Source organism: Agrobacterium vitis, from assembly GCF_013337045.2.
Classification (GTDB): domain Bacteria; phylum Pseudomonadota; class Alphaproteobacteria; order Rhizobiales; family Rhizobiaceae; genus Allorhizobium; species Allorhizobium vitis_B.
On sequence record NZ_CP118260.1, the window covers coordinates 905,620 to 924,045 of the forward strand.

Annotated in this window: 15 protein-coding genes and 1 other annotated feature; of the genes, 7 read left to right on the forward strand and 8 right to left on the reverse strand. The window is 59.4% G+C overall.

Annotation, left to right across the window (positions count from 1 at the left end):
* The first annotated feature begins 3 nt into the window (after nucleotides 1–3).
* The 4 genes from G6L01_RS21865 (at nucleotide 4) to G6L01_RS21880 (ending at nucleotide 4,026) form a co-directional block, all read left to right on the forward strand.
* Complete coding sequence (locus G6L01_RS21865; RefSeq protein WP_070164489.1) at nucleotides 4–336, forward strand: hypothetical protein; 333 nt, start codon at nucleotides 4–6, stop codon at nucleotides 334–336.
* Nucleotides 329–1,345 carry a CobW family GTP-binding protein gene (locus tag G6L01_RS21870; protein ID WP_070164490.1) on the forward strand — a complete coding sequence of 339 codons (1,017 nt, stop codon included), beginning with the start codon at nucleotides 329–331 and terminating at the stop codon, nucleotides 1,343–1,345. Before G6L01_RS21865 ends, G6L01_RS21870 begins: the two co-directional genes overlap by 8 nt.
* A gap of 72 nt (nucleotides 1,346–1,417) precedes the next feature.
* Nucleotides 1,418–2,635 (forward strand): ABC transporter substrate-binding protein, encoded by a 1,218-nt coding sequence (locus G6L01_RS21875; protein WP_070164491.1) that lies wholly within the window; start codon nucleotides 1,418–1,420, stop codon nucleotides 2,633–2,635.
* 26 nt (nucleotides 2,636–2,661) lie between these two features.
* The gene (locus G6L01_RS21880; RefSeq protein ID WP_070164492.1) at nucleotides 2,662–4,026 is read left to right on the forward strand and encodes an amidase; all 1,365 of its coding nucleotides are present in this window, start codon (nucleotides 2,662–2,664) and stop codon (nucleotides 4,024–4,026) included.
* A gap of 6 nt (nucleotides 4,027–4,032) precedes the next feature.
* Here G6L01_RS21880 and G6L01_RS21885 read toward each other — a convergent pair whose 3' ends face one another.
* The gene (locus tag G6L01_RS21885; RefSeq protein WP_070164493.1) at nucleotides 4,033–4,509 is read right to left on the reverse strand and encodes an Lrp/AsnC family transcriptional regulator; all 477 of its coding nucleotides are present in this window, start codon (nucleotides 4,507–4,509) and stop codon (nucleotides 4,033–4,035) included.
* A 223-nt stretch (nucleotides 4,510–4,732) separates the two neighbouring features.
* Here G6L01_RS21885 and G6L01_RS21890 point away from each other — a divergent pair, with 223 nt between their 5' ends.
* Nucleotides 4,733–6,070: an NAD(P)/FAD-dependent oxidoreductase gene (locus tag G6L01_RS21890; RefSeq protein ID WP_071205785.1), complete on the forward strand. Its 1,338-nt coding sequence runs from the start codon at nucleotides 4,733–4,735 to the stop codon at nucleotides 6,068–6,070.
* A gap of 75 nt (nucleotides 6,071–6,145) precedes the next feature.
* Nucleotides 6,146–6,201, forward strand: a sequence feature (sul1 is cis-regulatory element that is thought to sense ions involved in sulfur or methionine metabolism; They are found in Alphaproteobacteria).
* 85 nt (nucleotides 6,202–6,286) lie between these two features.
* Complete coding sequence (locus G6L01_RS21895; protein WP_070164495.1) at nucleotides 6,287–7,768, forward strand: SulP family inorganic anion transporter; 1,482 nt, start codon at nucleotides 6,287–6,289, stop codon at nucleotides 7,766–7,768.
* 315 nt (nucleotides 7,769–8,083) lie between these two features.
* On the opposite strand, the gene cysG is transcribed toward G6L01_RS21895, so the two are convergent.
* From cysG to G6L01_RS21930, 7 genes are all read right to left on the reverse strand, one after another.
* A complete protein-coding gene (gene cysG / locus G6L01_RS21900) occupies nucleotides 8,084–9,565 on the reverse strand; it encodes a siroheme synthase CysG (RefSeq protein ID WP_070164496.1) in 1,482 nt (493 codons plus the stop codon).
* A complete protein-coding gene (locus G6L01_RS21905) occupies nucleotides 9,537–12,224 on the reverse strand; it encodes a nitrate reductase (RefSeq protein WP_071205787.1) in 2,688 nt (895 codons plus the stop codon). Before G6L01_RS21905 ends, cysG begins: the two co-directional genes overlap by 29 nt.
* A 5-nt stretch (nucleotides 12,225–12,229) precedes the next feature.
* Nucleotides 12,230–12,565, reverse strand: a complete 336-nt coding sequence (gene nirD / locus G6L01_RS21910; protein WP_070164498.1) for a nitrite reductase small subunit NirD — start codon at nucleotides 12,563–12,565, stop codon at nucleotides 12,230–12,232.
* Between the two features lie 4 nt (nucleotides 12,566–12,569).
* Nucleotides 12,570–15,017: a nitrite reductase large subunit NirB gene (gene nirB, locus G6L01_RS21915; protein WP_070164499.1), complete on the reverse strand. Its 2,448-nt coding sequence runs from the start codon at nucleotides 15,015–15,017 to the stop codon at nucleotides 12,570–12,572.
* A 6-nt stretch (nucleotides 15,018–15,023) separates the two neighbouring features.
* Entirely contained in the window at nucleotides 15,024–15,821 is a 798-nt protein-coding gene (locus G6L01_RS21920; protein ID WP_071205804.1) for an ABC transporter ATP-binding protein, read from the reverse strand.
* Between the two features lie 67 nt (nucleotides 15,822–15,888).
* On the reverse strand, nucleotides 15,889–16,782 hold the full coding sequence (gene ntrB, locus G6L01_RS21925; RefSeq protein WP_070164500.1) for a nitrate ABC transporter permease: 894 nt from the start codon (nucleotides 16,780–16,782) through the stop codon (nucleotides 15,889–15,891).
* A 23-nt stretch (nucleotides 16,783–16,805) separates the two neighbouring features.
* Nucleotides 16,806–18,104: a CmpA/NrtA family ABC transporter substrate-binding protein gene (locus G6L01_RS21930; protein WP_070164501.1), complete on the reverse strand. Its 1,299-nt coding sequence runs from the start codon at nucleotides 18,102–18,104 to the stop codon at nucleotides 16,806–16,808.
* Here G6L01_RS21930 and G6L01_RS21935 point away from each other — a divergent pair.
* Nucleotides 18,087–18,332, forward strand: coding sequence for a hypothetical protein (locus G6L01_RS21935; RefSeq protein WP_070164502.1), 246 nt, complete (start codon nucleotides 18,087–18,089; stop codon nucleotides 18,330–18,332). The genes G6L01_RS21930 and G6L01_RS21935 overlap by 18 nt on opposite strands.
* The last annotated feature ends 94 nt before the right edge of the window (nucleotides 18,333–18,426 follow it).

Here is an 18,426-nt window from a genome sequence, read left to right on the forward strand (position 1 = left end):
GTCATGTGTTCGCTTTGCGGTGTGATTGGCGGCAATGAGCATTGGGCTGACGCCGTGGCCCGCCCCGGTGTCTACACCCGCAATGGCGAGCGGGTGAACCGCCGCCGGGAACGGATGAACCGGGTGAGCACCGCCAACCGGGTGCTGAAGGCGTTTGGCCTGTCGCTGTCGGATTGGCAGGGCTCATCCTATCTTCTGTCCAGCCTGACGGGAAAAACCGAGATCATCGAGGATCTCGGCCATCTCTGGTCTGTTGCGGAGAAAATGTCCGGTCGGGCCTGCGATCCGCTTGATCCGGTGCTGATCGCTCGGATGGAAGCGGCCAGCAATGGCTGATGCAAGGGAGGCTATTCCCCAGTTCACGCCCGTTAATCTGCTGACCGGTTTCCTTGGCTCCGGCAAGACGACGCTGCTCAAGCGCTTGCTGTCGGACCCGGCGCTTGCCGATACGGCGGTGCTGATCAATGAGTTCGGAGAAATCGGCCTCGATCACGACCTGGTGGAAACGGTCGATGGCGATACGGTGCTTTTGCAATCCGGCTGCGTCTGCTGCACCATTCGCGGTGATCTGGCAGAAGCCGTACGCACCTTGCATGAGCGGCGCGAGCGCGGCGAGATCGCGCCCTTTCGCCGGGTGATGATCGAAAGTACCGGGCTTGCCGATCCGTTTCCGATCTTATCGACGCTGAAAGCCGATCCGGTCCTGCGCCATCATTTTCGCCACGGCAATGTCATCACCACGGTCGATGCCATCAACGGCTTGGGTCAACTGGACGCTTACGGCGAATCGGCCCGGCAAGTGGCGATTGCCGACCGGCTGGTCATCACCAAAACCGATATGGCTGAAGCCGTCGAACATCAGGAATTGGCGGCCCGGCTGAGGGGGCGGCTTGTGGCGATCAATCCGGATGCGGCCATTCTGACCGCGGCAGATGCAGATTTTTCAGTCGCCACCTTGCTGGAAGACGATGCCAGCCTGCACAGTTCCACCCTGCAATCGGCCAGCGGTTTTTACTGCGAAGCGCCGGTAGATGCTGGCCATAGCGGTGACTTCCGCTCCTTCGTGGTCACGGTTGACGAGCCGATTGACTGGACCGCTTTCGGTATCTGGTTGACCATGCTGCTCAACCGGCATGGCGCTAGGGTTATCCGGGTGAAGGGCATTTTGAACATCGCGGGCGAAGACCGGCCCGTTGCCATTCACGGCGTCCAGCATCTGGTGCATCCGCCCGTCCATATGGGCGGCTGGCCATCGGCGGATCGGCGCTCCAGACTGGTCTTCATTGTCGATGGATTGGAGACGGCGCTGATTAGGCGGTCTTTCGAGGCCTTTGCGATAAAGTGAGAGCATGGATGGTGGTGGAGGCTCTATCGTTTTACGATAGCTCTATAAATGAGTCAGGAATTTCAAACGCCAATGAATACCCATAATCCACCGGCTTCCTTTCCTGCGCCCGCCCTTCAGACCGAAGGCAAGCCGCGTCTTCGGGTGCTAGGCACGGCGATTTCGTTGCTGGAGCCGCTGCGTCTGCAGGCGCAGCAGGATCTCGGCATCGAGGTCGTGTTCGACAATAACGACTTCCTGACCACCCAGCACAAGGCGGCGCAGGCACCGGACAGTTACGACATTTACGATCAGTGCTTTCATAACCTGGATATCGTCTGGTACTGGCGGGCCGTCCAGCCGATAGAATTGAAGCGGATCGACCTCTGGACCGAGATTTCCGATCTCACCAAGACAGGCCGTCTGGAGCCGAGTGCCCAACTGGGCAAGGGTGACGCTCCGGTCAAGAAGCTTTTCGTCCAGCCGGATCTGTCACTGGGAGAAAATCCGACCGGCCATATTTCCATGCTGCCCACCACCCATAATTTCGATAGTTTTGCCTATCGCAGCGACCTTATGAATAGCCCCAAATCCGTGTCCAGCTGGGCAAGCCTGTTGGACGAGGCCTGGGCGGGCCGGGTGGCGCTGGTGGATGAGCCAGCCATCGGTATCTTCGATGCAGCTCTTGCTGCCGAGGCGGCTGGTCTGATGCGGTTTGACAATATCGGCAATATGACCGTGGCCGAGATCGATCGGCTGATCGCCATCCTGACCGAGAAGAAAAAGTCCGGCTTTTTCAGAGATTTCTGGCGCACCGCCGAGGATGCCGCGACCCTGATGGTCCGGGGACGTACCGATATCCAGAGCATGTGGTCAACAGGCATTACCATCCTTAGCGGCCAGGGCATGGCCGTGGAACAGGCGGTGCCGGTCGAAGGCTACCGCGCCTGGCATGGCGGGCTTTGCCTGTCGCGCGGCCTTGAAGGCCGGATGCTGGACGTGGCCTATGACTATCTCAACTGGTGGATATCAGGCTTGCCAGGCGCTGTCGTTGCACGGCAAGGCTATTATATTTCCACGCCGAAGCGCTCAAAAGCCTTTCTGAGCACCGCGGAATGGGATTATTGGTATGGCGGCCTGTCGGCAGTGCAGGACTTGCCCGGACCGGATGGAGCGATCCGGATCAAGGCTGGCGAAAGCCGCAGCGGTGGGTCTTACTGGCAGCGTGCCAACCGCATCGCGGTGTGGAACACCACCATGGACGAACATAATTACCTGGTGCGTCGCTGGCTTCAGCTGATGGCAGCATAATATTCTATTGATTGAAGGAGTAACCGATGACCCCAATCATGTCAGGCAAAAGCATTGCCCAGCTTGCGGTATTGATCCAGTCCGGCGCGCTCGATCCGCAGGATCTGGCCCATCAGACGTTGGCAGCCATCCGGGATCACGCGGATCAGACGATTTTCACCCGGCTGACGCCGGAGCGGGCGATGCAGGAGGCCAAGGCTTCGGCATCGCGCATCCGGGCCGGTTGCTCGCTTGGCCCTTTGGACGGGATACCGATTGCCTGGAAGGATCTTTTCGACCTCAAGGGAATAACCACCACCGCAGGCTCCGTGGTGCTGGATGATCAGCCACCGGCGGTGCGCGATGCAGATGTCGTCCAGGCTCTGGCAAACGCCGGGATGGTGTCCATCGGTCATGTCAATATGAGCGAATTTGCCTTTTCCGGGCTTGGGGTCAACCCGCATTACGGCACGCCGCGCAATCCGCACAGCATGGGTGAGGCACGGGTTCCTGGCGGATCGTCCTCCGGCTCGGCTGTTGCCGTGGCCGCTGGGCTGGTACCGGTATCGATCGGGACGGATACGGGTGGGTCAGTGCGCATTCCCTCCGCCTTCAATGGCATTGTCGGCTATAAGGCAACCCGTGGCCGCTATTCCATGCGTGGCGTCTTTCCTCTTTCCAAAAGTCTCGATTCACTTGGTCCGCTCTGCCGCACGGTGCAGGACGCGGTTTGGGTGGATGCCGCCATGCGCGGGTTGACGCAGCCGCAGGTGACCCGCACCGCCTTGGCCGGACGCCGTTTCGTGGTGCCGGAAAGAGTGTTTTTCGATGGCGCTGAGGATGGTGTGGTTCAAGCGTTTGAGGCAGCGATCCGCCGTCTGGAACAGGCGGGCGCCGTGGTGCGCCGTCAAGCCTTCCCGATCATGCAGCAGATCCTCGATGTTCTCGCCAAGCATGGCCCGCTGGTGACGGCGGAGGCCTATGTATTGCATCGCCACCGTCTGCATGGGCCGGACGCGGCCCGCATGGATCAGCGCGTCGCAACCCGTGCGCGGTTAGGCGAAAACATCAGCCTTGCCAGCTATGTCGAGCTTATCGAACGGCGTGAGCAATTGATTGCGGAATTTACCGGCCAGATCGGCACGGATGAATTCATCCTGACGCCAACCGTCGCGCATGTCGCACCACTGACCGCGCCGCTTGTGGCTGACGATGACCTGTTCGTGGCCACCAATGGCAAGACATTGCGCAACACAATGCTCGGCAATTTCCTCGATTGGTGCGCGGTTTCGCTGCCATGCGGAACGGGTGATGCCAATATGCCGGTTGGCCTGCAAGTCTCCGGGCCTGCAGGGTCCGATGAGGCCCTGCTTGGTCTGGCGCTTTCGGTGGAAGCGGTGGTTTGCGGCTAAATAAGCCTACATCGGAAACAGGCTGGTCAGAGGCATATGCGATTTGACGATCGGTGATTTCAGCACCACGAAGCTGAAATATTTGTCGATGCCGATATCCATGTCGGTCAGCCTTTCCATGATCGACTGATATTCGCCAATCCCTGATGTGACGAATTTCAGCATGTAATCATAGCCGCCGGAGACCAGGTGACATTCGATCACCTGGTCGACCTTTTCGACGGCGGCCAGAAAACGGGCAAAATCAATCTGCCTGTGGTTCTTCAAGGTGATTTCGGTAAACACCGTCAGCGTCTGGCCAAGCTTGCTGACATTGATCTGGGCGGAATAGCCTTCGATATAGCCATCCGCCTGAAGCTTCTTCACCCGCATCAGGCAGGGACTGGGTGACAGATTGACCAATTCGGCCAGTTCCACATTGGTGATCCGGCCGTTCTTTTGCAATTCATAGAGAATCTTGATGTCGATCCTGTCGAGTTTCACTCTACTGTTTCCCCTGAAGCCTGTGTGCCAGCATATTATGCTTCGAAAACCAAAGTGCAAGCGGCCATCATCGGGAAAGCACGCTGGAAGGCTTTGAAAAACCTTATGCAACACAGGGATTGTTTGCGTTTCCAAAAACGGAAGGAAATGCTGAATCTGGGGCAATCGCGGTGCTTTTCACTGATGGAAATGCTTATGCTGATCAGCAATCAAGGAGTTTTTCATGCGTGTCCCCCTGTTGCGAATCGAGACCCACACCACTTTGCCTGAGGCGGCTGATGTCGTGGTGATTGGCGGCGGTATCGTCGGGACATGCACCGCCTATTTCCTGGCAAAGCGCGGCGTCAAAGTCGTGCTGTTGGAAAAGGGGTTGATCGGGGCAGAACAGTCCAGCCGCAATTGGGGCTGGTGCCGCCAGCAAAACCGCGATGCCCGCGAATTGCCGATGGCGACCAAAAGCCTGGATCTGTGGCATAGTTTTGCCAGCGAGATTGGTGAGGATGTCGGGTTTCGCCGTTGCGGCCTGCTTTACCTGAGCAATAGCGAGGCGGAAATCGCCACCTGGGCCAAATGGCGTGACTTTGCCAAAACGGTCGGCGTCACGACCCATGTGCTTTCGGCAAAAGAAGCCGCCGAAAAAGGTAGCGCGACGCACAAGCCCTGGCTCGGCGGGGTCTTTTCGCCCAGCGATGGCATCGCTGTCCCGGAGCGGGCTGCACCGGTCATTGCCCGTGGCGTGATGAAATTTGGCGGAACCGTCATGCAGCATTGCGCGGCCCGTGGGTTGGAAACCGAGGCTGGCCGCGTCAGTGCGGTGGTGACGGAAAAGGGGACGATCCGCACGGCAACGGTGGTGATGGCGGGTGGCGCCTGGGCGTCGTCCTTCTGCAATCAGTTGAATATTCGCTTTCCGCAGGCCTCTATCAGATCCTCCATTCTGTCTGTCGGTCCTCTTGATGGACTAGGGGCAGAAGCGTTGCCGGACGCCCTGCATACGGCGCGGGTGTCGGTGACCCGACGGGGCGATGGCGGCTATACCATGGCGATCAGCGGTCGTGCCAGCGTCGATCTGACCCCCCAGCAGATCCGTTACGGCAAGGCCTTCCTGCCGATGTTCCAGCGGCGGTGGAGAAGTCTGAAGCCGGGTACCATCGAAGGTCTGCGCAATGGCCATGAGACGCTGGCGAAATGGGCGCTGGACAAGATCACCCCCATGGAGCGCAACCGTATTCTCGACCCGATACCGGATCGCAAACTGATTGCCGAAACCTATCGCCGGGCTGGTGAATTGCTGCCTGCTTTGGCTGGCGCAAAGATTTCGGCCAGTTGGGCTGGCTATATCGACAGTACCCCGGATGGCGTGCCCGCCATCGGCGAGATTCCATCCCTGCCGGGCTTTATTCTGGCCGCCGGATTCAGTGGCCATGGTTTTGGCATCGGGCCAGGGGCAGGGCATCTGATCGCCGATATCATCACCGGTTCCGAACCGATTGTCGATCCCAAAGACTATCGGCCCGAGCGGCTGGCGCACTCCGCCTGGGGCAAGGTCGCGGGCTTCTGATCCCCGCTTCTTCCCGGCCAGGGCGGGTACGGGATTGCAAAACCGCTGCTTTCTGCCTATAGAAAGGCCATTAACCCCGGACCCGGTGAAATTCCGGGTGGCTATTCTGGCCGCCGATCCGCCAGACAACGCACGACATTTCTGAAACGTGATGATCCGTTTATTCGGTCAGCTCTGAGCGTTTTTGAAAATCTTCCCCGTTGCGAAACAATCACCATGAAAAAAATTGAACGATACCAGCGAGACTGGTTCTCGAATATTCGTGGCGATGTCCTGTCGGGCATTGTCGTGGCCCTTGCCCTTATTCCTGAAGCCATCGGCTTCTCGGTGATTGCCGGGGTCGATCCGAAGATCGGTCTGTTTGCCTCGGTTATCATCGCCTGCGTATCCGCCATCTGCGGTGGGCGTCCCGGAATGATTTCCGCTGCCACCGCCGCAACCGCAGTGTTGATCGGTGGATTGGTCAAGGACCACGGCATTCAATATTTGTTTGCCGCAACGGTGCTGATGGGCCTGCTGCAAATTCTGGCGGGCTTCCTGAAGCTCGGGCGTTTGATGCGCTTCGTGTCGCGTTCGGTGATGACGGGCTTCGTCAATGCCCTGGCGATCCTGATCTTTATGGCGCAATTGCCGGAATTGCTTGGCCGCCCACCATCGACTTTCGTGATGATCGGTGTGGCGCTTGCCATCATCTATCTCTTCCCGCGTCTCACCAAGGCGGTGCCGTCGCCGCTGGTGGCAATCGCCGTGCTGACGGCTGCGACCTGGTGGTTTGGGTGGGATGTCCGCAGCGTCAGCGACCTCGGCGAATTGCCGTCCAGCCTGCCATTGTTCGGCTGGCCGCAGGTGCCGCTGACCTTCGAGACGTTGCAGATCATTTTCCCGTATTCCATCGCGCTTGCCGCCGTTGGCTTGCTTGAATCGCTGCTGACGGCCCAGATCGTCGATGATATGACGGATACGCAAAGCAACAAGAGCCAGGAATGCATCGGCCAGGGCGCAAGCAATATCGCTTCCGGCCTGTTCGGTGGCATGGGCGGCTGCGCAATGATCGGCCAATCGGTGATCAATATCTCGTCGGGTGGGCGAGGGCGACTTTCGACCTTCATGGCCGGTGGCTTCCTGCTTGTGCTGCTGCTGGTGCTGGACGATATACTGCGGGTCGTTCCCATGGCCGCGCTGGTGGCAATCATGATCATGGTGTCGATCGGCACGTTTTCCTGGCGGTCGATCATCGACCTGCGCACCAACCCTCCATCCTCGTCGCTGGTCATGCTGGCAACCGTCGTGACTGTTGTTGCCACCCATGACCTGTCGAAAGGCGTGCTGGTCGGCGTGCTGCTATCGGGCGTGTTCTTTGCCGGTAAAGTGGCGCGGATGGTGCATATCAAAGCCGAAGATCATGCCGATGGCGCAAGGCTGTACCGCGTGGACGGGCAGATTTTCTTTGCGTCCTCCGAAGCCTTTATCGCCGCCTTCGATTTTGATGACGATGTGAAATCCATCACCATCGACGTTACCCAGGCGCATTTCTGGGACATTACCGCGGTTGGCGCCCTCGACAAAGTGGTGCTGAAGTTCCGTGCCAAGGGCGCTGTGGTGGATGTGAAGGGGCTGAATGTGGCCAGCGCCCATATGATGGATCGCTTTGCCCTGCATCGTGATCCGCAAGCCATTCTCAGCGCGGGTGGGCATTGATACGATTGGTGATTGACGAGGGAATTCGGATGAGGACCGGATGAGCAATTCGCTACGCGCATAGCGCATGGCTGACGTGCGAAAAACTGCCTCGAAATTGTGCGAAAATCAGGTATAACTCTTTTCATCGAAGCAATGCATCCTCCTCCCGCAAAGCTTCGATATACCGAGCCAGCTTCTCCTCCTCCCAGAGCGGCCCGTCGGAATGACGGCACTCCTCCTCCCAGTCGTCATTCGGTTCTTTTCGAAAAGCCTGCCGCACCTCCTCCCGCGGCAGGCTTTTCGTTTTTGGAGGGTTTTCTCTTAGCCGCCTTTTTATGAAGCCGCTAATTGCTGTTCTGCCTGTTCGGGGAAAGCAGTCTGCATTGCTGTGCCTGGCTGGGCAAAGGCCGCGCCAACGCCGATGAGGATCGGGTTGCTGACGCCAAGGGTGGCGACCGCATCGGCGAGATCCCCGACCGTTCCACGCCAACTTGTCTGTTGCGCACGGCTGATTGAGGTCATCGCCACTGCTTGCGTGTTGGAAGCCATGCCCGCCGCCATGAGATTTTCGGCAATCCGGCCCGCCATCCGACCGCCCATATAGAAGATCGTCGTGACGGATGGATCGGCCATATCGCGCCAGTTGAGGCTTTCCGGCAGGTCGCCATGCCGGGAATGGCCGGTCACCAATCGCAGCGATTGAGCGTGATCGCGGTGGGTGAGCGAAATGCCAAGCGCTGCCGCCATGGCGCTGGCTGAGGTAATGCCGGGTACGACATCCACGGTAATGCCCTCATTCGCCAGGCGGGCGATTTCCTCGCCTGCTCGCCCGAAAATCATCGGATCGCCGGATTTCAGCCGCACCACGCGCTTGCCAGCCTTGGCAAACCGCACCATCATCTCGTTGATATCGTCCTGCTTGCAGCTTTCCCGGCCGCCACGCTTGCCAACCAGCATGCGCTTTGCCTCACGGCGGGCAAGTTCGAGAACGTCAGGGGAGACCAGATCATCAAACAGGATGACATCGGCGGCTTGCAGCGCCCGCACGGCTTTCAGGGTCAATAGTTCCGCATCGCCCGGCCCCGCGCCGACCAGTGTGACCCGCCCAAGTGCCGGGGTGTTTGCGAGCCTGGCCGCCTCGTTCAGCAGCAAGTCCTCCTCATTGTCCTGCGGCGGTGCATTGCCGGCAAACGCGCGGTCCACGAACCGTTCCCAGAATGTGCGGCGCGATGCGCCGGGTGCCAGCTTTTCATTGATCCGGCCACGGATCGCTTGTGCCAGTTCCGCCCATGGTTTGAGCGCTGGTGGCAGCAGGGTTTCAATCCGCCGCCGGATAGCCTGGCCGAGGATTGGTGCCGCTCCATCGGTGGAAATCGCTACCACGACCGGCGAGCGGTTGACGATGGAGCCGAACTGGAATTGGCAATAGGCGGGCTTGTCGATGACATTGACCGGCACGCCTGCCGCTTTCGCCGCGCAATAGAACGCCTTGGCCTCGTCCTCCGTCTCGCAATCGGCAAGCGCCAAAGCGGCGTTTTCAAAAATGCCGATATGCCAGCAATGGGGATGAAGGACCATGCGGTCCTGCTCTTCAAGGAGGGTGCGGAAGGTATCGGACAATTCGTCCTCTGCGCAGAACACCTCGACATCAGCGCCGCAGGCAGCCAACAATTCCGCCTTCCAGGCTGCCCCTTCCGAACCACCGGCGACGATGACCCGCTTGCCCTCCAGCGCCCAGAAGACTGGCAGTTTGGAAAGCGGTGCGACCCGTTCCGGGCGGCGGGAGTTATTCTGCGGCAAGGATTTGAACAGCATCGATAATCCTCCTGATTTCGGCGCGGCAGGAGCCGCAATTGGTTCCAGCAGACAGGCTCAGGCCGACGGCTTCGACTGTGCAGCAGCCGTCCCTGACAGCATTGGTGATCTGGTTGATCCCGACCGAGAAACACGAACAGACAATCGCACCCGGATCGATCTGGCCCGCACCTGGCCGTCCGGCAATCAGCGCCAAACGGGTACGGCGGTCGGTAAAGTCGTCGCCAAGCCGGGCGCTGGTCCAATTGCGTGACACCGCAACCGGTTGGCTCGCCATGAATAGCGCGGCGCAAAGCCTGCCTGCGTCAAAAAACGCCAGACGGACATCGCCACTGGCATGGTCGCTATAGCCGATCATCTCTGCGGTGGCGGGTACGGCAAGCGCGGTTCTCGCCCATTTTTCCCAATCTTGGACATTCTCAAACGCCAGTTCCAGCCGCCAGCCATGCTCGGCCTTGGCCAAAGCCCAATAGGAAGCGTCCAGACCTGAGCTATCAAGACCGCCCGGCTTTTGGGCGGACACGGCAAAACCATAGGCCTTTGCCGCATAGGGCTTTGCCGCGACGGCCACATGTTTCAGCGCTGGTTGACCCGAAACCGGGTCCACCCGCGAGGGTACGAGACTATCGATGCGGGCCAATGAGGCGGTTTCGCCGGTCCAGTGCATCGGCACGAAAATGGCGCCACGGCTTTGGCGGCCGGTCAAAAGCGCGCGAACGATCACCCGGCTGCCGGTCTCACTGGAAATCTCCACCAGGGCCGCATCGGCAATACCCAGATTGGCGGCGTCCAGCGGGTGGATTTCCGCGAAGGGTTCGGCCAGATGCGCCGACAGCCTCGCGCTTTTTGCCGTCCGAGTCATCGTATGCCAATGATCGCGCACCCGCCCGGTATTGAGGGTGAGGGGAAAATCCTGGCTTGCCCTATCCGGTATTGTGGCTTCGCAGGCAATGAAACGGGCTTTGCCATCGGGATGATAAAAGCCGCCATTGGCGAAAAACCGGCTTTCCGCCGCAGGCTCGCCCTGTCTCTGTGGCCATTGGAAGGGGGAAAGCGCTTGATAGTCTACATCAGTGATCGCGCCATAAGCGCCGATATCGAAATCGCGGGTGCCATTGTTTTCAAAGCCCGATAGGGCGGCATGTTCGGCAAAGATTTCGGCGGGTAACTGATAGGCAAAGGCGTTACCAAAGCCCATGCGGCGGCCAACCTCCGCCATCTGCCACCAGTCTGCCCTGGCCTCGCCGGGGGCTGGTTTGAAGGGTCGCTGGCGGGAAATCCGTCGTTCGGAATTGGTGACAGTGCCGGATTTTTCGCCCCAGCCCGCCGCTGGCAGCAGCACATGCGCCAGCTTTGCCGTATCGGTATCGGCCTGCATGTCGGAGACGACAACGAAGGGGCAGGCGGCGATCGCCGCCTTGACGGCATCCGCATCGGGCATGGAAACGACAGGATTGGTGGACATGATCCACAGCGCCTTGATCCGGCCATCGGCCACCGCCTGGAACATCTCCACGGCCTTCAGGCCCGGCTTTTCGGCCATGGTGGGTGAGGCCCAGAACCGCTGAACGCGATCCCGATCCGTGGGATTGCCCAGTTCCATATGGGCGGCCAGCATGTTGGCGAGGCCGCCGACCTCGCGTCCGCCCATGGCATTCGGCTGGCCGGTCAGCGAAAACGGTCCCATACCGGGTCTGCCGATCCGTCCGGTCGCCAGATGGCAATTGATGATCGCATTGACTTTGTCGGTGCCAAGCGACGACTGGTTGACGCCCTGGCTATAGCAGGTCACGTTTTTTTCCGTCGCGGCAAACAGCTGGAAAAACTGCCGCAACTGCATGGCAGGCAGGCCGGTCTTCTCCATCAGATCGCCAAGCGATTGACCGGCAGCGGCGGCAAACGCGTCCGCAAAGCCATTCGTATGGGCGGCAATATAGGATTGGTCGATGCTGCCGGTTTCGACCAGATGCGCCAGCAAGCCGTTGAACAGCGCCACATCGCCATCCGGGCGGATGGAAAGATGCAGGTCGGCAATGTCGGAGGTCGCGGTGCGGCGCGGATCGATCACCACCACTTTCAAGCCGGGGCGCTTTGCCTTTTCCGCAGCAATCCGCTGATAGAGCACCGGATGGCACCAGCCCATATTGGAGCCGACCAGCACGATGAGATCGGCCAGTTCCAGGTCTCCGTAGGTGCCGGGAACGGTATCGGAGCCGAAGGCGCGCTTATGGCCAGCGACCGAAGAGGCCATGCAGAGACGCGAATTGGTGTCGATATTGGCCGAGCCGATAAAACCCTTTATCAGTTTGTTGGCGACGTAATAATCCTCTGTCAGCAATTGGCCGGAGAGATAGAAAGCGACCGAATCCGGCCCGTGCTCGGCAATGCTGCGGGAAAACCTTTCGGCGACGAGATCAAGCGCCATATCCCAGGTCTGGCGCTCGCCGTAAACGGTCGGGTAGAGGGCCCTTCCATCCAGATCCATGGTTTCACCCAGCGCCGAGCCCTTGGAACAGAGCCTGCCAAAATTGGCTGGATGATCCGGGTCGCCCTTGATGCTGACGGCACCATTGTCCTCAACCTTGGTGTCCTCGACCTTGGCAATCACGCCGCAGCCGACGCCGCAATAGGGACAGGTGGTTTTCGTCTCAGCGGACATGATGCTTACTCCGCTGCCTGCAACAGGCTTTCGATGGCTATGGAGAGCACACCTTCGACATTACGCACCGCGATTGTGCGTACTGCCCCCTCGTCGGCACCCAGCGCTTTGCCGCTTTCCAGCGAAATCACCCAATTGTGCAGCGGGCAGGTGACCGCCTTGCCATGGACGATGCCCTGGCTGAGTGGGCCACCCTTGTGCGGGCAATGGTCCTCGATGGCGAAGACCTCGTTTTCGGCGGTGCGAAACACCGCGATCTTGCCCTGAGGGGTTTTTACGCAGCGCGCGCCGCGCAGCGGAATGTCATCGATATGGCCGATAGAGGTCCAGTTCTGATCCATGATCTCACTCCGCTGCCTGGGTGTAACCGACGGTCGCCATCGGCTTGAACTCATGCTTGTCCTTACCGGAGACGCGCTCCGACCAGGGATCGACCTGGGCGAATGTCTGGCTGAAAACGAAGCGGTCGAAATAGGTCTTGCGCTTGGTTTCATCCTCCATGATCTGGCGGCGCACCTCGTCATGGCCAATGCGTTTTGCCCATTTATAGATCCGCTCCAGATAGCGGCCCTGTTCGCGGTACATCTGGGTCAGCGCAACGATATGCTCCAGCGCCTCTTCCTCGGTTTTGACGAGGCCAAGAACATCGGTACCCTTGATGTCGAGACCGGCGGCACCGGCGAAATGGATCTCGTAGCCTGAATCGACGCAGATGACGCCGATATCCTTGCAGGTCGCTTCGGCGCAATTGCGCGGACAGCCGGAGACGGCCAATTTCAACTTGGCGGGCGTCCAGGAGCCCCACATGAACTTTTCAAGCTTGATGCCAAATCCGGTGGAATCCTGCGTGCCGAACCGGCACCAGTCGGAGCCGACGCAGGTCTTTACCGTGCGCAGCCCCTTGGCATAGGCCTGGCCGGAGACGAAGCCTGCCTTGCCGAGATCGGCCCAGACGGCGGGTAGATCTTCCTTTTCGATGCCCAGCAGGTCGATGCGCTGGCCGCCGGTGACCTTGACCATGGGAATGTCGAACTTATCGACCACATCAGCAATGGCGCGCAGTTCGGCAGCATTGGTGACGCCGCCCCACATGCGCGGCACGACCGAATAGGTGCCGTCCTTCTGGATATTGGCATGGACGCGCTCATTGATGAACCGCGACTGGTAGTCATCGGCATATTCATCCGGCCAATCGCAGACGAGGTAATAGTTAAGCGCCGGGCGGCATTTGGCGCAGCCGCAGGAGCTTTTCCATTCCAGTTCCTGCATGACGGCAGGGATGGTCTTCAGCCCTTTGGCCTTGATCAACCGGCGTACGTCATCATGGCCAAGGTCGGTGCAGGCGCAGATCGGCGTGACGGCCTTGGGGTTATAGGCATCACCCAGCGTCAGCGCCATGACCTGCTCGACAAGGCCGGTGCAATTGCCGCAGGAGGCGGAGGCTTTCGTATGGGCGCGCACCTCATCCAGCGAGGTCAGGCCTTTGCCGGTAATGGTCGAGACGATCTTGCCCTTGCACACGCCGTTGCAGCCGCAGATTTCCGCATCATCCGGCAAGGCTGCAACGGCCGCCATAGGGTCCAGCGGTGTCCCCCCCTGGTAGGACTGGCCGAAAATAAGCGTGTCGCGCATCTGCGAAATATCGGTGCCGCGCTTCATCAGATCGAAGAACCACGAGCCATCACCGGTTTCGCCGTAAAGCACGGCGCCGATAATGCGGTTATCCTTCAGCACCAGCCGCTTATAGATGCCGGATGAGGCATCACGCAGCACGATTTCTTCACGGTCAGGCGCTTCTGCAAAATCCCCGGCGGAAAACAGGTTGATGCCGGTGACCTTGAGCTTGGTATTGACGACGGAGCCGTGATATTCGGCCTGACCGCCGGTCAGCCGGTCGGCCAGCACCCGGGCGCTTTCATAGAGTGGCGCAACCAGGCCATAGCACATGCCGCGATGCTCGGCACATTCGCCAAGTGCAAAGATCGAAGCGTCCGACGTCTGCATGCCGTCATCAACGACAATGCCGCGATTGACGGCAAGCCCGGCATCCTTGGCCAACTGCGAGGCTGGACGGATACCGACCGCCATCACCACCATGTCGCCCGCAATCACCCGGCCGTCTTCCAGCTCAATGCCTTCGACTTTGTCCGTGCCGAGGATCGCCTTGGTATTGGCCTTGGTGATGATCTCGATGCCCCGTTCGGCAAGCGCCTTTTCCAGAAGATAGGCGGCGGCTGGGTCGAGCTGGCGCTCCATGATGGTCGGCATCAGGTGAATGACGGTGACCTCCATGCCCTGGCGCTTCAAGCCATAGGCGGCTTCAAGCCCCAGCAGCCCCGCGCCGATGATGATGGCCCGGCCCTGGCCCTTGCTGATCTCCAGCATTTTCTCGACATCATCGAGATCGCGATAGGCGAGCACGCCGGGCAGTTGATGGCCGGGGACCGGAATGATGAAGGGCAGGGAGCCGGTGGCAATCACCAGCTTGTCATAGGCGGCGGTGATGCCGTTTTCCGAGGTCACGGTTTTTGCCTGCCGGTCGATGCCGGAGACTTTCGCACCGCGATGCAGGGTCACACCATGGGTTTCATACCATTGATCGTTATGGATGATGATGTCTTCATAGGCTTTTTCGCCCGACAGCACCGGCGAGAGCATGATGCGGTCGTAATTGACGCGCGGCTCGGCATTGAAAACGGTAACGTCATAAAGGCCGGGCGCTTTTTCAAACAGCTCTTCCAGCATCCGGCCCGGCGCCATGCCATTGCCGATGATAACCAGTTTTTCCGCCATAGTGTTTTACTCCGCGGCTTCGACGAAGCGGTGACGTTCGTAAAGGAACTTCAACACGGCTTCGCGGGATTTGAGATAGGTCCGGTCTCCGGCCAATGCGATACGGTCACGAACGCGCGGGATCGGCACATCAAGCACTTCACCGATCTTTGCGGCGGGGCCGTTGGTCATCATCACGATCCGGTCGGAGAGCAGCACGGCCTCATCGACATCATGGGTAATCATGATCATCGTATTGCCGAGGCGCGCATGGATTTCCATCACGGCGTCCTGCAAATGGGCGCGGGTCAGCGCGTCCAGTGCCCCGAACGGCTCGTCCAGCAGCAGGATTTTCGGCTCCATGGCCAGCGCCCGGGCAATGCCGACCCGCTGTTTCATGCCACCGGAAATCTCGGCAGGCCGCTTGTCTTTCGCATGACCCATCTGCACAAGATCGAGATTGCGCATCACCCAGTCATGCTTTTCGGCCTTGGTCTTGCGGCCAGCAAACACCTTGGAGACGGCGAGATTGACGTTTTCATACACTGTCAGCCACGGCAGCAGCGAATGGTTCTGAAACACCACGGCCCGTTCCGGCCCCGGCGCGTTGACCTCGGTGTTTTCCAGCAGGATCGCGCCTGCGGTCACGCGGGTCAGACCGGCAATCAGGTTCAGCAGCGTGGACTTGCCGCAGCCGGAATGGCCGATGATCGAGACGAACTCACCCTTACCGATGGAAAGGGAGACATCCTTCAACACCTCGGTCTTTGTGCCGGATCGTCCGAAGCTTTTGTCGATATGGTCGATTTTCAGATAGGCATTCATAACGGCCTCTCTTTCTGTTTTGCGCATGACCGGACGGAAAACCGCTTCACACTTTTCCTGGTCATGCTTAGTTCTTCGCGGTGCCACGGGTGATGACACTGCCAAGGAGAGCGACGAGCTTGTCGAGGACAAAGCCGGTCACGCCGATATAGGCAAGCGCCACGATGATGTCGGAGAGCCGCGAGGAGTTCCACGCATCCCAGATGAAGAAGCCGATGCCGACGCCGCCGGTCAGCATTTCAGCGGCAACGATGGCCAGCCACGACAGGCCGACGCCGATGCGAAGTCCGGTAAAGATGTAAGGGGCGGCGGCAGGCACCATGATGCGGATGAAGAATTCCAGCGGGTTCAGCCGCAGCACCCGGGCCACATTGCGGTAATCGTCGGGAATATTGCGCACGCCGACGGCAGTGTTGATGATCACAGGCCAGATCGAGGTGATGAAGATCACGAAAATCGCCGAGGGATTGGAATTCTGGAAGGCCGCGAGCGACAGCGGCAACCAGGCAAGCGGCGGCACGGTGCGCAAGATCTGGAAGATCGGGTCAAGGCCGCGCATGGCCCAGATGCTCTGGCCGACCACCGCACCGAGAAAGACGCCGACAATGGCGGCCAGCCCGAAGCCGATTGCCACCCGCTCCAGCGACACCAGAACGCGCAGGCCAAGACCGATATCCTGCGGCCCATTGTTGAAGAACGGAGCCGTGATCAGGTCATGGGCTTCTTCCCAGACCTGGCTTGGCGGCGGCAAGGTCGCGCCGGCATGGGAACAGGCGATCTGCCAGATGCCGAGCAGGATGGCGAGAACCACGAATGGTGGCACGACATTGCGCAACACATTTGCGCCGATGCGCTGGCTGTTGAACCTGCGGGTGGGACGGCGGGCCATGGTGACAACAGTTCCAACCGATTGTGGAGCAGAAAGGGTTGCGGGTTCTGCTTTGCGAAGACTTGCGGACATGAGCTTTCTCCTGTTGCGCGCGGTCACGCCGCAGCCTTGATGGTCAGGCTGTCGAGATAGGCCTTCGGGTTTTCAGGGTCGAAGACCTTGCCGTCGAAGAAGGTTTCTTTGCCGCGTGAGGTCGATGCCGGAATATCGGCGCTGGCGACCGACAGATCCTTGGCGGCTGCCCGCCAGATGTCTTCCCGGTTGACCTTGTCGACCAGTGCTTTCATGTCGAGATCGGCGGCAAACTTGCCCCAGCGGATATTTTCGGTGAGGAACCACAGGTCGTGGCTCTTGAACGGGTAGGAGGCATGGTCCTGCCAGAACTTCATCTGCAAGCCGGTGTTTTCCACCACGCGGCCATTGCCGTAATTGATATTGCCCTTCAGGCGGCCAAGCACATCCTTTGGCGGCACGTTGAACCATTGGCGCTTGCCGAGAATATCGGCCATTTCGGCCTTGTTCTCCATGCTGTCGCACCAGATCTGCGCTTCCATGATCGCCATCATCAGCGCCTTGGTGGCATTGGGGTTCTTTTCCACCCAGTCGGTGCGCATCGAGAAGGCTTTTTCAGGATGGCCCTTCCAAAGCTCGCCGGTGGTACAGGCGGTAAAGCCGATGCCCTGGTTGACCAATTGTTCGTTCCAGGGCTCGCCGACGCAGAAGGCGTCCATGGAGCCGACCTTCATATTGGCGACCATCTGCGGTGGCGGCACGACGATGGTCGAGACGTCCTTGTCGGGATTGATGCCGCCAGCGGCAAGCCAGTAGCGAATCCACAAATCATGGGTACCGCCCGGAAAGGTCATGGCCACCTTGACTTCGCCGGTCTTGGCTTTCTTGGCGGCAAAGGCGTCCTTCAACTTGGCGGAGTCAAGGGCGACGCCGGTTTCTGCATATTCCTTGGCGACTGAAATGCCCTGGCTGTCGAGATTGAGGCGCGCAAGGATCGACATGGCCACGGGCACGCTATTCTGCGTGACTTTGCCGGTTTGCATCAGATACGGCATCGGGGTGAGGATATGAGCGCCGTCTATGCCATTGGATGCGCCGCCCAGCACAAGGTTGTCGCGGGTCGCACCCCAGGAGGCCTGCTTCGACACTTCCACACCGGTCATGCCATATTTTGCAAACAGGCCTTTTTCCTGCGCGATGATCAAAGGAGCGGCATCTGTCAGGGCGATGAAGCCAAGTTTGGCGCCACTGACTTCCGGCGTGGCAGTGGCTGCCAGCGCGCCTGTTGGCAAAAGGATGCGGGCGGCGGCAAGCGTGGCGGCCGCACCTGTTGCCTTGAGAATTGAACGGCGATTGATAGCGTGATGGGCGATGCGGGTCATGACTGGCTCCTGTCGGGCGGGCAAAAGGGCAAAACGCAAAAAAAACGCCGCGAAGATTCCTGCGCGAACCGGGAGGTGTCCGCTCAAAAACCTTGCGACGTCGATGTCTCAGGGAAAGCGCAGCGTCTGCGCTATTTCGCGTCGGTCGCCGTTGACCACGCAAATATACAGAAGCAAGACCTGTGCCAGTTTTACAAAAACCTAGCGAAGAGAACGGTATTTCTCTGATGAGATGCGAAATAATGGATTAATCTATTGAAATTTAATAGATAAAAAATTTGATCGAAGGGCGTGGATTTTTGGTGTCGATGGAACCTTAACG